Source organism: Rhizobacter sp. P3_B12 (genome assembly GCF_056402895.1).
In genome coordinates this window covers 1-13,590 of the sequence record NZ_JBFUGN010000071.1, presented here as the reverse complement: position 1 = coordinate 13,590, position 13,590 = coordinate 1, and the positions used below count along the sequence as shown (strand labels likewise).

General features: G+C 68.0%; 13 protein-coding genes. 4 read left to right on the top strand and 9 right to left on the bottom strand.

All coding sequences use genetic code 11. The annotated features are described in order from the left end of the window. The 4 genes from AC1D01_RS06595 to AC1D01_RS06580 all read left to right on the top strand — a co-directional run. Positions 1 to 2,041 (top strand): RHS repeat-associated core domain-containing protein (locus AC1D01_RS06595; RefSeq protein WP_477865267.1); only part of this gene is annotated, 2,041 nt, incomplete at its 5' end. Further along, the gene (locus tag AC1D01_RS06590; protein ID WP_477865266.1) at positions 2,038 to 2,505 is read left to right on the top strand and encodes a hypothetical protein; all 468 of its coding nucleotides are present in this window, start codon (positions 2,038 to 2,040) and stop codon (positions 2,503 to 2,505) included. The genes AC1D01_RS06595 and AC1D01_RS06590, both read left to right, overlap by 4 nt. Before the next feature lie 216 nt (positions 2,506 to 2,721). Further along, on the top strand, positions 2,722 to 3,042 hold the full coding sequence (locus AC1D01_RS06585) for a hypothetical protein (RefSeq protein ID WP_477865265.1): 321 nt from the start codon (positions 2,722 to 2,724) through the stop codon (positions 3,040 to 3,042). 10 nt (positions 3,043 to 3,052) lie between these two features. Further along, complete coding sequence (locus AC1D01_RS06580; protein WP_477865264.1) at positions 3,053 to 3,457, top strand: hypothetical protein; 405 nt, start codon at positions 3,053 to 3,055, stop codon at positions 3,455 to 3,457. A gap of 131 nt (positions 3,458 to 3,588) precedes the next feature. Here AC1D01_RS06580 and AC1D01_RS06575 read toward each other — a convergent pair whose 3' ends face one another. The 9 genes from AC1D01_RS06575 to AC1D01_RS06535 all read right to left on the bottom strand — a co-directional run. Then, a complete protein-coding gene (locus tag AC1D01_RS06575; protein ID WP_477865263.1) occupies positions 3,589 to 4,026 on the bottom strand; it encodes a hypothetical protein in 438 nt (145 codons plus the stop codon). A 55-nt stretch (positions 4,027 to 4,081) separates the two neighbouring features. Further along, the gene (locus AC1D01_RS06570) at positions 4,082 to 6,205 is read right to left on the bottom strand and encodes a TonB-dependent receptor family protein (RefSeq protein WP_477865262.1); all 2,124 of its coding nucleotides are present in this window, start codon (positions 6,203 to 6,205) and stop codon (positions 4,082 to 4,084) included. A 37-nt stretch (positions 6,206 to 6,242) separates the two neighbouring features. After that, entirely contained in the window at positions 6,243 to 7,412 is a 1,170-nt protein-coding gene (locus tag AC1D01_RS06565) for a serine/threonine-protein kinase (RefSeq protein WP_477865261.1), read from the bottom strand. A gap of 6 nt (positions 7,413 to 7,418) precedes the next feature. Then, positions 7,419 to 8,342 carry a PEGA domain-containing protein gene (locus tag AC1D01_RS06560; protein WP_477865260.1) on the bottom strand — a complete coding sequence of 308 codons (924 nt, stop codon included), beginning with the start codon at positions 8,340 to 8,342 and terminating at the stop codon, positions 7,419 to 7,421. Between the two features lie 129 nt (positions 8,343 to 8,471). Further along, positions 8,472 to 9,200 carry a phosphonate metabolism transcriptional regulator PhnF gene (gene phnF, locus AC1D01_RS06555; RefSeq protein ID WP_477865259.1) on the bottom strand — a complete coding sequence of 243 codons (729 nt, stop codon included), beginning with the start codon at positions 9,198 to 9,200 and terminating at the stop codon, positions 8,472 to 8,474. Then, entirely contained in the window at positions 9,197 to 10,039 is an 843-nt protein-coding gene (gene phnX, locus AC1D01_RS06550) for a phosphonoacetaldehyde hydrolase (RefSeq protein WP_477865258.1), read from the bottom strand. Before phnX ends, phnF begins: the two co-directional genes overlap by 4 nt. Then, positions 10,036 to 11,136 (bottom strand): 2-aminoethylphosphonate--pyruvate transaminase, encoded by a 1,101-nt coding sequence (locus AC1D01_RS06545; RefSeq protein ID WP_477865257.1) that lies wholly within the window; start codon positions 11,134 to 11,136, stop codon positions 10,036 to 10,038. The genes phnX and AC1D01_RS06545 overlap by 4 nt, the downstream gene beginning before the upstream one ends. Positions 11,137 to 11,165: 29 nt before the next feature. Beyond that, the gene (locus AC1D01_RS06540) at positions 11,166 to 12,860 is read right to left on the bottom strand and encodes a putative 2-aminoethylphosphonate ABC transporter permease subunit (protein WP_477865256.1); all 1,695 of its coding nucleotides are present in this window, start codon (positions 12,858 to 12,860) and stop codon (positions 11,166 to 11,168) included. Next, positions 12,857 to 13,590: ATP-binding cassette domain-containing protein (locus tag AC1D01_RS06535; RefSeq protein WP_477865255.1), on the bottom strand; the 734-nt coding region annotated here is incomplete at its 5' end. The genes AC1D01_RS06535 and AC1D01_RS06540, both read right to left, overlap by 4 nt.

The window sequence follows — 13,590 nt, the reverse complement described above, 5'->3', positions numbered from 1 at the left end:
GAACCGGCTGACGCAATACCAGGTGACGAACCCGGGCGGCGTGACCCAGGACGTGACGCTGGCCTACAACGCGATCGGCAACATCCTCTCCAAGAGCGATGTCGGCTCGTACATCTACCCGGCCAGCGGCCAGCGCCTGCCGCATGCGGTGAGCGCGATCCGCCCGCGCGCCGGTGGGCCGACGTACAACGCCGACTACGAGTACGACGCGCAGGGCAACCTGACACGGGCCCTGGGCGACGCGCGGTACCGCAGCGTGCGCTACAACAGCTTCAACCTGCCGCAGGGCGACGGGGTTACGCCGGGCATCGTCGGCRTGGGCAGCGGCGGTGCGGCAGCACCGACCTACGACTGGGTGTACGGCGAGACCGAACAACGCCTGGTCGAGTTGCGCAAGACCAGCCGCGGCACGCGCACGACCTGGACCTTGCACCCCGATGGCGCGAACGGCCTGGGCTACGAGCAGGAGACCGACGAGAACGGGGTGACGACGAACCGGCACTACATCTCGGCGGGCGCGACGACGGTGCTGCTGACGACGACGGCCGCGGCGCCGGCGACGACGAGCAAGCTGGAGTACTGGCACAAGGACCACCTCGGCTCGACGGTGGCGGTGACGGTGGCCGGCGGAGCCGACTGGCGCAGCGTGGTGAAGACGATCCGCTACGCCTATGACCCGTGGGGCAAGCGGCGGTATGCGAGCGGTGCAACCGATCCGGCCAACGCGCTGATCGGTGACTACCACGGCGGCGCACCGGACGCGGCCAGCGGCACGGACCGCGGTTTCACCGGGCACGAGCACCTGGACGACCTGGGCGTGATCCACATGAACGCGCGGCTGTACGACCCGCTGATCGGGCGCTTCATGCAGGCCGACCCGGTGGTGGGCGATCCGTTCGACATCCAGACCTACAACGCGTACAGCTACGTCTACAACCAGCCGTTGAACACGGTGGATGCGAATGGGAAGTGTCCGGTGTGCATCGGGGCCATCGTGGGCGCGATAGCGCTGCATGCCATGGGCATCATCGACCAGCAGCAGATGCGGATGGTGGTGAGCATTGCGGTGGCGGCATGGCTTGGGCCGGGAGCCGGCCCGTCATCGTGGCCCGCCGCGGGACAAGCTGCGGCAGCGGGATTCGTGTCGGGGGCGATTGCGACCGGCGACTTCAACGGAGCAGCGCAGGGTGCGTTCACGTCGCTCGCATTCTATGGAGCGGGCAGCTTGGGGAATAGCCTGAGCAGCACGGCAGCAGCCTCAGGCGAGACAGAGATGGCTGCGTACTGGAGTGAGAAGGGCCTGGGTCGCACGATGCTGCATGCCGGAGTCGGCTGCATCACGAGCGTGACGGGTGGGGGAAGGTGCGGCGCCGGTGCTGCGTCAGCCGGGGCATCGCAGTTCCTGGGGGCCCGGTTGAACGTCGGCGAGCGGGCGGCCGACACCTTCATCCACGCGATGATTGGCGGGACGGCATCGGTGCTGGGTGGTGGGAAGTTTGCGAGTGGGGCGCAGTCAGGGGCATTTGGCTATTTGTTTAACGACTCCGCCCATGACGGGGAGGCGATGGCAAGTAGTAAGGTTTCAAGAGCTCTCTTGAGTTCCGAAATCACACTGCTGCAGTCATATTTTGGAGGGGCGGTAAATTACGGTGCCGTTTCTCTAAATTCGTGCTGTGCGCCACCAACGGCTGGCGCTATTACTTTGGAGAATAGTATAAATTTCTCGCCGGAAAACTATAGATCTGATTTCTCAACGGCCGATTCATATTCGCAGTCCGTACTCATCCATGAGATTACTCATGTGTGGCAATATCAGAATAGGGAGGTCACCGGCTACACTCGCTGGAAGGCGGCTGCTGAAAGTATTGAATACGGCCGGCAAGGAGCGTATGTTTATGAATTGGACTCGTTGAAAACATTCGCTCAGTATAGATTTGAGCAACAGGGGCAAATGATGCAGAATTATTATATTAGAAAAATAGGTGGACAAGACGTGTCCGCATTCGAGTCCGTTATATATTCAAATGGGATAAAGAAATGATTGCGTATCATCTCCTTCGTGTGCTTTTTGTTTCTCTACTCTCTCTCTCGGTATTGCCTGCTTTCTCGTATGAAAACGAGGTGAAAATCTCCATGGAGATGAATGAAAGTGGTGTGGTTGTTTTTGAATTGAAGTCGGAAGTCATGAAAATGGTTCCGGTGAATAGTCTATCGGTGACTCCGGGAGGGGTGAATTCATGGGATCTTGGCAAGCCCTCGTGGCGGTTGGAGTTGAAGCCAGGGAGTTACATTGGGTTGGATCGGGTGGTCTATGGAGAATCCATTCCGGGCTTCGAGTCAACGCTGGCTGAAGCCTTGCAACCAAATATTCATTATCTTGTTGGCGTCAGCGGCGCAGGTTTTGCAAAAGGTTTGGAATTCTATATATCGGAGAGTAAGTTCGGTCAGCGAGTAATGCATGTTTGTGTGGCGCCGAAGAGCTATCCCAACCTTGCTTGTAAATAGCAACTTGGTGACAAATCCAGCAAATGCCGATCCTCAGGCGATTCAATATTCTATGGTGGCAGAGCAGGGTGACCTCTATCCGACGATTTGTGTGAACTCGTGCATGTGAATACCGGAGAAATCTGGAAGTATTGGATGCCAGCGAGTTCGTCAAGAGTTGGTGCGATCCGAGCCATAACCGAATGAAGTATTCATCCCTCAATGGAAGGAATTGCAATGATCTTCATCAAATCGCCAATCACATTTCTGTCCAGCCTGATCGCTGGACTGGCCATGCAGGTCGCACCGTTGAACGCCAATGCGTACATCGAATGCGCCCTGACGCCGACGAAATTCTTTGTGGGGGACTCCATCCTGTGGGTGAACTATCAGGAAGGTGGCGTCGGCACCATCGCGCAGTCAGATCCTGACTTCAAACCAGTCTTCGCCGTCATCATGACGGCAATCACAACGCAGAAATCGGTTCTTGTCAGGTATCCAGACGGAGCGAGTTGCACGAGTCAACAAGACATCGTAGGAGTTTGGCTGTCGAGGTGACGGACCTTCGTTGACGAGCGCCGATCCGGGCTTGCCGACGCTTGTCGAAGAGCAAAACACTGCAACCAAAGGGAGAACTATGAAGGTCATTCATTCGGCAGTAGTTGCACTGCTTTCGATGTCCATGAGCGCACATGCCGGCACCGCCGGGCCCGTCAAGCTCAAGAACATCTACTTCATGTCAAACGGCGTTGTCATGGCGTATGTCGAGGGGCCTCGCGCCAACTTTCCCGCCTGTGCCGCAGTCGAAAGCATGCGCTTTGCCCTGAACGCTGCCACGCCGGCCGGCAAGGCACAACTCAGCGGCCTGCTCTTGGCCTATACCACCGGAAAGACCGTCTCGATTTGGGGAACGGGTGCCTGCACGGCGTGGAACGACACGGAGTCGATCGAATTCTTTGCCATCAACGACTAGTCAACCGAAGGGACCGGTGAAGGCTGCGCCGATACCTCGGCATCGACCAAGGCGGATCGGGGGTGCTGTCGCTGAAAGACTCGACACCGATCTGGAACTGAACGCTGCCCGACCGCAAGCCGGGCACTCGGTCACTCGGCCGGGTCGTACTGACTGATTTCGCAGTAGCCGCTGGCGCCAGTGCCCGACGCGTAGACTGTGGCGCCCTTCTTGCCCATCGCGAACATCATCAGTGTTGTCGCGACCATGGTCTTGTGCTCCGTCCGGATCAGCATCCACCCGCCAGGCGCGCCAGCGCAATTGGTCGGCTGCCCCGCATCGACCATGATGAGCAAGCCCGCAGGAGTGCTCGTCAGGTTGGTGACGGTTCCCGTGACGTAACCCTCGGCAGCGTGCGCGCCAAGCACGGCAGTTGCCAGCGCCAGTGACAGGAGGGCCTTCAGCGCCGACGACGAGTGGGTGCTTCGCTTGAACATGTGGTGGCCCATTGCGCTTTGCCGATCGGTGTTGTCGTGTCGATGGAGTAGTTGTAGCAGCGACAGCAGTGCAGAGGTCAGGATCTTGATCATGAGTGGGTGTCTCGGCGTGGCGCGGAATTACCGCCGCAATTGTCCGCGGCGCGGGTCAGAATTTGTAGCTTCCCGAGAAACCCACCATCCAATTGCGCCCCGGTGCCGGCTCGAAATAGCGGGCATTGCCCTCGTTGACGATCACCGACCCCGCATAGGTGCGATCGAACAGGTTGTCGACCCGCGCGAAGCTGCTGAATTGCCAGGCGCCGAGGGGCAGCACATGCCCGACGCTCGCACCGACGGTGGCCTGCCCGGCCGCCGCATCCGAATTCAAGTCATTGACGAACACCTTGCTGAGCGCCCGCACGTCGACCCCCGCGCGCCAGCCCTGCGGCGGCGCCCACGCCAGGCTGGCCTGCAAGCTGCTGCGCGCGATGCCCGGAATGCGCTGCCCCGACGCGATCTCGACGTTCGGTGCCGCACACGGCGTCACCGTGCAGGTCATGAACGCGTCGCGGTAGCGCGCATCGAGCCAGGTGGCCGCTGTCTGCGCCTTCCACGGCTCGGGCAGCGCCGCGACGGCGCTGAGTTCCAGCCCGCTGCGCCGCGTGCTGCCCGCGTTCTGGAAGGTCGATCGCCCACCGGTGTTGGTCAGCGTGACGATCTCGTCCGAGGTGCGGGTCTGGAACACCGCGGCGTTGAACTCGCCGATGCCGTCCAGCCGGCTCTTCACGCCGAACTCCAGGCTGCGGCTCGTCGCCGGCCGCAGCGCGAAGTTCAATCCCGTCGCACCGTTCGGCCGGTAGCTCAGCTCGTTCAGCGTCGGCGTCTCGAAGCCCTTGCCGGCCGTCGCATACAGGTGCACCGAGCGGCTCGCGGCCCACAGCACGCCCAGCACAGGCAAGGTCGCGCGATGGTCGGCGCGGCCGCTGTCGTCGGGGTTGGCACCCACGATGTAGTTGTCGTGCGATTCGAAGCGCACGCGGCTGTGCCGCACGCCGGCGTTCAGCGTCCAGTCGGCCGCCGGCTGCCATGACGCCTGCAGGTACGGGTCGATGTTGCTGACGAAGTTGGTCTCGTCGCGCCGCATCGCGCCGCGCTGGCCGCGCTCGGGCGTTGCAGCACTGCCGCTGTAGTTGAGATACCCCTGTCGCAGTTCGCGCAGCCTGTCGTATGCCAGCCCGCCGATCAAGGTCAAGGGCTGATCGGCCATCGAGGTCTTCGTCGTCCAGCGCCAGTCGGTGCCGCTGTAGTCGCGCCGCAGGTCGATCACGCCGCCCGGGTGCAGCGCGTTGTTCGCCTGCGTCGCCACCGGAATGGCCTGGAACTGCTCGGTGCGCCGGTGCCCGCCGTACACCATCACCCGCAGCGAATGGGCCGCCGACACCCGCCGATCGAGCACGATGCCGGCCTGCGTCTGCGAGACCGTCTTGCGCGTGTCGAAATCGGTCGCCACCGGGTCGGCGCTGCGCGGATCCGCATCGAACGCAGCCCGCGTCAGCCCGAGCGGATCCTGCGCGAACGGCAGCGCGACGCTGTTCAGCACCACGCTCCATCGCGTGTCGTCGTCCGCCCGCCACACCAGCTTCGCGTTGCCGATGTCGCGCCGCGCGGCGCCGTGGTCGCGGTAGCCGTCGGTCTCGAAATGGCTCGCGCTCAGCAGGTAGCTCAGCCGGCCCTCGGAGCCCGACAGCTTGCTGCTCGTGCGCATCGCGCCATCGCTGCCGCCCGCCAGGCCGAAACTCAGCGCCGGCCGGCCGACACCCTCTTCGGTGAACACCTGCAGCACGCCGCCCGACGAATTGCCGTACAGCGCCGAGAACGGCCCGCGCAGCACCTCGATGCGCTCGACCGAGTTCAGGTCGACATTGGTGATCTGGCCTTGCCCGTCGGGCAGCGTGGCCGGGATGCCGTCCACGTAGAGCCGCACGCCGCGGATCCCGAAGGTGGATCGCGCGCCGAAGCCGCGCACCGAGATCTGCACGTCCTGCGCGTAGTTCTGCCGGTCGCGCGCCTGCAGGCCGGGCACGCCGGCGAGGCCGTCGGAGAGGTTGACCTGCAGCCGCCCGTCGCGCAGCGTGTCGCCGTCGACCACGTCGATCGAGGCCGGCACGTCGAAGCGCGGCGTCTCGGTGCGGGTGGCCGTCACGGTGACGGCGGGCAGCACCTGCTGGGCCGGGGCAGAAGGGGCCAGCGCGCACAGCGCCAGCGCCGAGAAGGCGGTTCGTCGATTCATGGGCGCTCGCCGGGCCATCGACATGCCGTTGCCGGCTCTAGCCGAGCACGATCGCCACGCTGGTGAACAACGCGGCCGCCAGCGTCGCCGCCAGCAGCCACGGCCCGCGGCGCCAGCGCTGGCGCGGCGGGGGCGGCGTGGCGAGCAGGTCGCCGTCGCGCAGCCGCACCAGGGCGGCCTCCGAATCGAAATGCCGCGACACCGACAGCAGCGCCATGTCCGGCGCGAACGACGCGCGCGTCATCGACTGCGTCGTCGCGAAGCTCTGCGCCAGCGGCGTGAACGAGGTCATCGAGACGCCGGCGCCGAGCGGCGTCTCGCCGTCGGCCGCCTCGTCGGCGCTCGCGTCCGCCAGGCTGCTGCGGCAGGCCAGCAGGTCGGCGGCCAGCGCCTCGGCGCTCTGGTAGCGGTCGGCCGGCTGCTTGGCCAGCGTCTTCGCGACGATCAGGTCGAGCACCACCGGCACGTCCGGGTTCAGCCGGCTCGGGATCGCCGGCTCGGCGTGGCCGATCGCGTACATCAGCTGGTTCACGTCGGCGCCGTTGAACGGCGTCGTGCCGGTCAGCATCTCGTGCAGCACGACGCCCAGCGAGAAGATGTCGGCCCGGTGGTCGATGTCGTTGCCGGCGATCTGCTCCGGCGACATGTACTTCGGCGAGCCGAGGATGGTGCCGGTCTGCGTGATCACGTCCGAGGTCGGGATGCGCGCGATGCCGAAATCCATCAGCTTCGCGTGCCGCCCGTGCACCAGCATGATGTTGGCCGGCTTGATGTCGCGGTGCACCACGCCCTGCGCATGCGCGACGGCGGCACCCAGCGCCACCTGGCGCACGATGTCGACCGCCATCGCGAGCGAGACCCGGCTGCTCGCCAGCCGGTCGCGCAGCTCCACGCCCTCGAGCAGCTCCATCGCGAGGTAGGCCCAGTCGCCGTCGCGGCCGACGTCGTACACCGTCACCAGGTTCGGGTGGTTCAGCCCGCCGGCGGCGCGCGCCTCCTGCTGGAAGCGCACCGCATGCTCGGCGGCGGCATCCTCGCCCATGTACAGCGTCTTCAGCGCGACCGGGCGGCCCAGYTGCTCGTCATGCGCGCGGTACACCACGCCCATCGCACCGCGGCCGAGCTCCGACTGGATGCGGTAGCGGCCCAGTTGCGGCGGGAGGCGCGGGTCGACGTGCGTGTGGATGATGGTGTCTGGAGAATTCACGGCATCTCAGTTTCCGAGCCGGCGGCGCAGGTCCTGCCAGAAGCCCGACTTGCCCTGCTTGACCGGCCTGGCCGGTTTCGGGGCCGCGACGAAGCGGTGCTGGATCGTGATGCGTTCGCCCGGCGCGACCTGAACCTCGGTACTGTACGGCGGGAACCCGGCCGCCGTCAGTTCCAGCGTGTGCGGGCCGCTCGCGAGCTCGATCTGCGTCAGCGGCGGCGTGCTGCCCTTGTGCTCGCCGTCGACCGACACCTCGGCCTGCGGCTTCACGTCGAACACGATCACCGCGCCCTGGGTCGCCTCGCGCCATTCGTCCAGCCCCCAGCGCACCGCGATGCCGCCGCCGATCAGCAGCGCGCTGCCGATGATGCCGCCCAGCAGCAGCCGGCGCTGGTACTGCAGGCTCGCCTGCGGGTTGATCGCGAACAGCTCGTGCGTGCGCACCTGGTCGTCGATCGAGGTGCCAGCCAGCTCCAGCCGGCGCGCCGCGCCCGGCGAGTTGACATCRAGCGCGTCGCGGAAACTGCGGGTGGCCAGCATGCGGCCGGGCTTGGCGAAGGTGGCGATGGCCGCCGCGGTGCTCAGCCCGTCGCCCATCAGCGCGGGGCCGCCCTGGGCATCGGTCACCAGCTTGACGGCGCCGTGGTTCAGGCCGACCACGGTGCGCCGGCTGCGGCTCTTGCGGGCCAGTCGCTGCGCGACGTCGAAAGCCACCAGCGGATCGGCGGTGATCACGATCGCGATGCCGTCGCGGGCGTCGAGCACGACGCGCTCGCTGGCAGGAACTGCGTCCAGGGCCGCCGCGGCGCGCGACTCCAGCCGGGCCTTCAGCGTCGCCTGCTCGGTCACCGACGAGCTGCCGAATTCCCGGATGCGGGCGAACACGACGCTCGCAGGCCTCGCGGTCGGGACTCGGTTTTCTTCAGGCATCGGGGGCGCTGCGTTCGGGTGGGCGATTGGAGACGCGATTGGAAACGCATTTGAGCCTACCACCGCCCCCCCACCGGTGGCGGGATGCAACCGGTTGTGCCATACGTCACGCCGATAGCGGGTGATTGCTCACGGCTCGACGACCACCTGCACCATCGCGCTGTTGAACCGGGAGATGCCGTACTCGATCGGCCGGCCCGCGGCGTCGACGTAGACGCTCTCGACAACCAGGATCGGCGTCGCCGGCGGCTGCTTCAACTGGCGCGCCACCGCCTGCTCCGGCAGCTTCGCCGTCACCCGCCCGAGGCGCCGCTCGAAGCTGCCCACGCCCAGCCGCGCCAGCGCTAAATGCGTCTTGCCGAGTTCGCGGTAGACCTGCGCGATGCCGGCAAATCGGGGCAGCGGGAAATACTGCGTGCAGACGCCGACCACCTTGTCGTCGACGACATCGAGCGAATCGACCTGCACGACGCGGCTGCCGGCCGCCAGTTCCAGCAGCGACAGCACCTCGGGCTCGGGCACCCGCTCGGCGTCGTGCGTCAGCCGGCTGGCGCCGACCCGCCGCGCCTTCGCGAGGCTGTGGGCGAAGCGGCTGCGCCGGCCGAGCGCGTAGTCGATCGCCTCCTCGCGCACGAAGGTGCCGCGGCCGTGCAGCACCTCGACCAGCCCGCGCTCGGCCAGCGCCTTCACGGCCTGGCGCACGGTGTGGCGGTTGACGCCGAAGCGGCCGGCCAGCTCCAGCTCGTTGGCCAGCCTGCCCGTCACGCGCCCGCCGAGGATGTCGTCGGCCAGCGCCTTCTCGATCTGCAGCCAGATCGAGACGCCCGCGCTGCGCGTCAGCGGAATCGCAGGGCTCACGGCCGCTCGCCGCGCGCGAGTCGCGCCTCGATCGCGTCCAGCACCGCAGGCAGCCCGGCGACGCTGTCGATCACGAAATGCGATCCGGCCTGCGCGAGCGTCGCCGCGGCGCGGCGGCGGTGCGCCTGCAGCTCGTCCGGTGCCAGCGCCTGCAGCGCCGCCAGCGTCAGGCCGGCCTCGTTGCCCGACAGCGACAACCCGACCGTCCACATGCCGGCCGCCAGGCCTTCCTCGATGCCGGGCACGGTGTCGTCGACCTTCACGCAGGCGGCGAGCTCGCCGATGCCGAGTTCGATCACGTTGGCCAGCGCCATCCACGGCCCCGGCCGGCCGCCCGGCTTCAGGTCGTCGGTTGCGACCGCATGGTCCAGCCGCAGGCCCTGTGCGGCGGCATGCGGCAGCAGCCGGTCCATCACGACGCGCGGGTAGCCGGAGCATGAGCCGAGCTTCAGGCCGCGGGCGCGCAGCGCGGTGACCATCTCCAGCGCGCCGGGGATCAGCGTCGAGTACTGCGCCACCCGCTCCACCTGCAGCGGCATGAAGGCGGCGTACAGCGCGTCGACATCGCCGCGGCCCATCGCACGGCCGAATCGCGCCTGCCAGCGCGCGGCGACGCCGGGCTGCCGGCCGAGCGCCTGGATGTGGTCCCACTTCGCGAGGCCCATCGGCACCCGCGCCTCGGCCAGCGTGATCTCGATGCCGAAGCCGGCGAAGGCATCGATCAGCACCTGGGTTGGCGCGAACGAGCCGTGGTCGACCAGCGTGCCGGCCCAGTCGAAGATGACGGCCTGCAGCGGGCCCTGGTAGCGGCGGACGTGGCGGTACGGTGACTGGATCATGCCGGTGCTCCCATCGCGTCGAGCGCATGGCCGATCGCATCGACCGCCTGCCCGATCTCGGCGCGACCGATCGCGCCGATGCAGCCGACACGGAAGGTCTCGACTGCCGTCAGCTTGCCCGGATACAGCACGACGCCGCGCGCCTTCACGCGCTCGTAGAAATCGCTGAAGTTCCAGCCCGGCCCCGGCGGCGCATGCACCGTGACGATGATCGGCGCCTGGATGGCGGCCGGCAGGAAGCTGCGCAGCCCGAGCCGCGCGAGCCCGGCCAGCAACGCCTCGCAGTTGTCGCGGTAGCGGGCGAGCCGTGCCGGCTGGCCGCCCTCGGCGTCGTACTGATCGAGGGCTGCCGCCAGCGCGGCGAGCACGTGCGTCGGCGGCGTGTAGCGCCATTGCCCGGTCTTCTGCAGGTAGCGCCACTGGTCGTGCAGGTCGAGCGACAGTGAATGCGCACGGCCCTCGGCCTGCGCCAACGCGCTCTCGCGCACCAGCACGAAGCCCATGCCAGGCACGCCTTCGAGGCATTTGTTGCTGCTGGCGATCACCGCGTCGAAGCGCAGCGTGCGCGCCGACAGCGGCAGCGCGCCGAAGCCGCTCATCGCGTCGATCACGAGGCGCCGGCCGGCGCGCTCGACCACGTCGGCCACCGCCTGCAGCGGGTTCAGGATGCCGGTGCTGGTCTCGCAGTGGATCACGCCGACGTGGGTGATGGCTGGGTCCGCGGCCAATGCGTCGGCGACGCGCGCCGGGTCGATGGCCGCCGCCTCGCCGAAATCGAGCACCTGCACCGCGCGGCCCATCACCGCCGTCAGCCGCGCCATGCGCTGGCCGTAGGCGCCGTTCACGAGCACCAGCAGCTTGCCGTCGCGCGGCAGCAGCGTGCCGATCGCGGCTTCCACGGCGAAGGTGCCGGAGCCTTGCAGCGGCACGCAAGCGAACTCGCCGCCGCCATCGATCACGGCCAGCAGCCGGCGGCACACGTTGGCCGTCAGCGCATTGAAGCGGCCGTCCCACGAGCCCCAGTCGGTCAGCATCGCCATCTTGGTGGCGAGGCTGGTGGTCAGCGGGCCGGGGGTCAACAACAAGGGTTCGCGCATCGAAAACATCCGCAGGGAGGGAAGAGGGCTCAGGCCCGCCAGGCCTGCGAACGCCGCCCGAGCCAGGCCGCGAGCGCGTTGATCAGCAGCGTCGCGGCGAGCGAGCTCGCGACGATCAGCGTGGCCATCGCGGCGGCGGCCGCGGTGTCGCCGGCATCGTCCATGCCGAGCACCGCGATCGAGGCGAGCGTGGTGTCGGGCGTGTAGAGGAACACCACCGCGCTGACCGTCGTCATGCTGGAGACGAACAGGTAGCGCGCCACGTCCAGCAGCGCGGGCAGGCTGATCGGCAGCGTCACGCGCAGGCAGGCCGTCCACCACGGCCGCTTCAGGCTGCGCGAGACGGCCTCGATCTCGCCGTCGACCTGGCGCAGCGCGGTCACCATCGTCAGGTGCGCCGTCGTGTAGAAGTGGGCGACGCCGGCGGCGACCAGGATCGCGAGGCTGCCGTACAGCGCCGGCAGCGGGTTGCCGGGCGCGTTGAAGAAGAAGATGTAGCCGAGGCCGAGCACCAGGCCGGGCACCGCCATCGGCAGCAGCACCAGCGCGCGGATCAGCGCGGCCGGTGCGCGCGGCGCCGGGGTCTTCAGCGTCAGGTAGGCGGTGATGAAGACGAGCAGCGTGCCGGCGAGCGCGGTCAGCGCCGCCACCGTCACGCTGTTGCCGAAGGCGCCCCAGCCGCCGCCGTCGACGTGGTCGAAGTCGTAGTGCGCGAGCGTCGGCACCAGCTTGTACGGCCACAGCTGGATCAGCGAGGCGGCGACCGCGGTGCCGAGCAGCGCCAGCAGGAACAGCGAGACGGCAGCGCAGACGGCACCGAGCACGCCGTCGCGCACGCGGTTGCGCCCCGGCCGGTACGCGACCGAGCGCCCGCCCATCGCCGCGCCGCCGCGGCGCGCGAGCCGCCGCTCGACGGCGAAGCTCAGCAGCGCCGGCAGCAGCAGGATCAGCCCGATCACCGCGCCCTTGCCGAAATCCTGCTGCCCGATCACCTGCTTGTAGGCCTCCAGCGCCAGCACCTGGGTCTGGCCGCCGATGACCTTCGGCACGCCGAAATCGGTGACCACCAGCGTGAACACCACCATGCCGGCCGACGCGAGGCCGTAGCGCGCGTTCGGCAGCGTGATCGTCAGGAAGCGCCGCAGCCGGCCGGCGCCCAGCGATTCGGCCGCCTCGTACAGCCGCGCGTCGGCCACCGCGAGCGCGGTCGCCAGCACCAGCAGCGCATGCGGGAAGGTGTAGAACACCTCGCCCATCACGATGCCGATCGGGCCGTAGATCGACGCGCCGCCGAGCCACGACTTCAGCAGCCCCTGGTTGCCGAACAGGTAGACCAGCGAGATCGCCGGCATCAGCGACGGCGCGAGCAGCGGCGACAGCGCGATCAGCCGCCACACCGGCCGGCCCCACAGCCGGGAGCGTGTCAGCGCGAACGCGAAGGCCAGTGCGAGCGGCAGCACGATCGCGGTGGTGGCGAGCGCGATCAGCACGCTGTTCGACAACGCGCTGCGCAGCCGCGCCTCGCCGAGCAGGGCGTTCAGCTGCGCGAGGCCGGTGAAGCTGCCATCGCGCGCCTGCACCGCCTTCACGAGGATGGCCGCCAGCGGCCCGGCCAGGAACAGCAGGAACACGCCGGCCAGCAGCCACACCAGCAGGGCCGCCACATGCTCGTCGGCGCTGCGCCGCAGGCGCGGGCGCGGGCCGCTCCAGGCCAGGGTGCTCACGGCGTTGCGTTCTCGAACAGCCGCAGCCGCTCGGCCTGCAGCGTCACCGGCACGCGCTGGCCGGGCACCAGCGCATTGAAGCCGGCGTCGTTCGGGCCCACGTCGGCGAGGATCTCGATCTCGCGCGCGGCACACAGCGACAGCGTGGCGCGGCGCAGGCCGCCCATGAAGTCGACGCGGTCGACGCTGGCCATCAGCGTGTTCGCGCCGGGCGTCCAGTGCGGTTGCACGCGCACGTCCTCGGGCCGGCAGAACAGCGTCGCGGCCGACAAGCCCGGCGCGATCGTGTCGGCGCACGCGATGCGCACGCCGCCGAGCTGGAACGCGCCCTGCGCGTCGCGCTGCACCGGCAGCCAGTTGGCGCGGCCGACGAAATCGGCGACGAAGCGGCTGGCCGGTTGCCGGTACACCTGCTCGGGCGTGCCGACCTGCTCGATGCGGCCCTGGTTCATCACCGCGATCGTGTCGGCCAGCGCGAGCGCCTCTTCCTGGTCGTGCGTGACCATCACGGTGGTGACGCCGAGCTTGCGCTGCAGGCTGCGCAGTTCGCGGCGCAGGTGCTCGCGCACCTGGGCGTCGAGCGCCGACAGCGGCTCGTCGAGCAACAGCAGGCTGGGCGAGGTGGCGAGCGCGCGGGCCAGCGCGACCCGCTGCTGCTGGCCGCCGGACAGCTGGGCCGGGTAGCGCGCCGCGACGCCGGCCAGCCCGACCAGGTCGAGCAGCTCCTGCA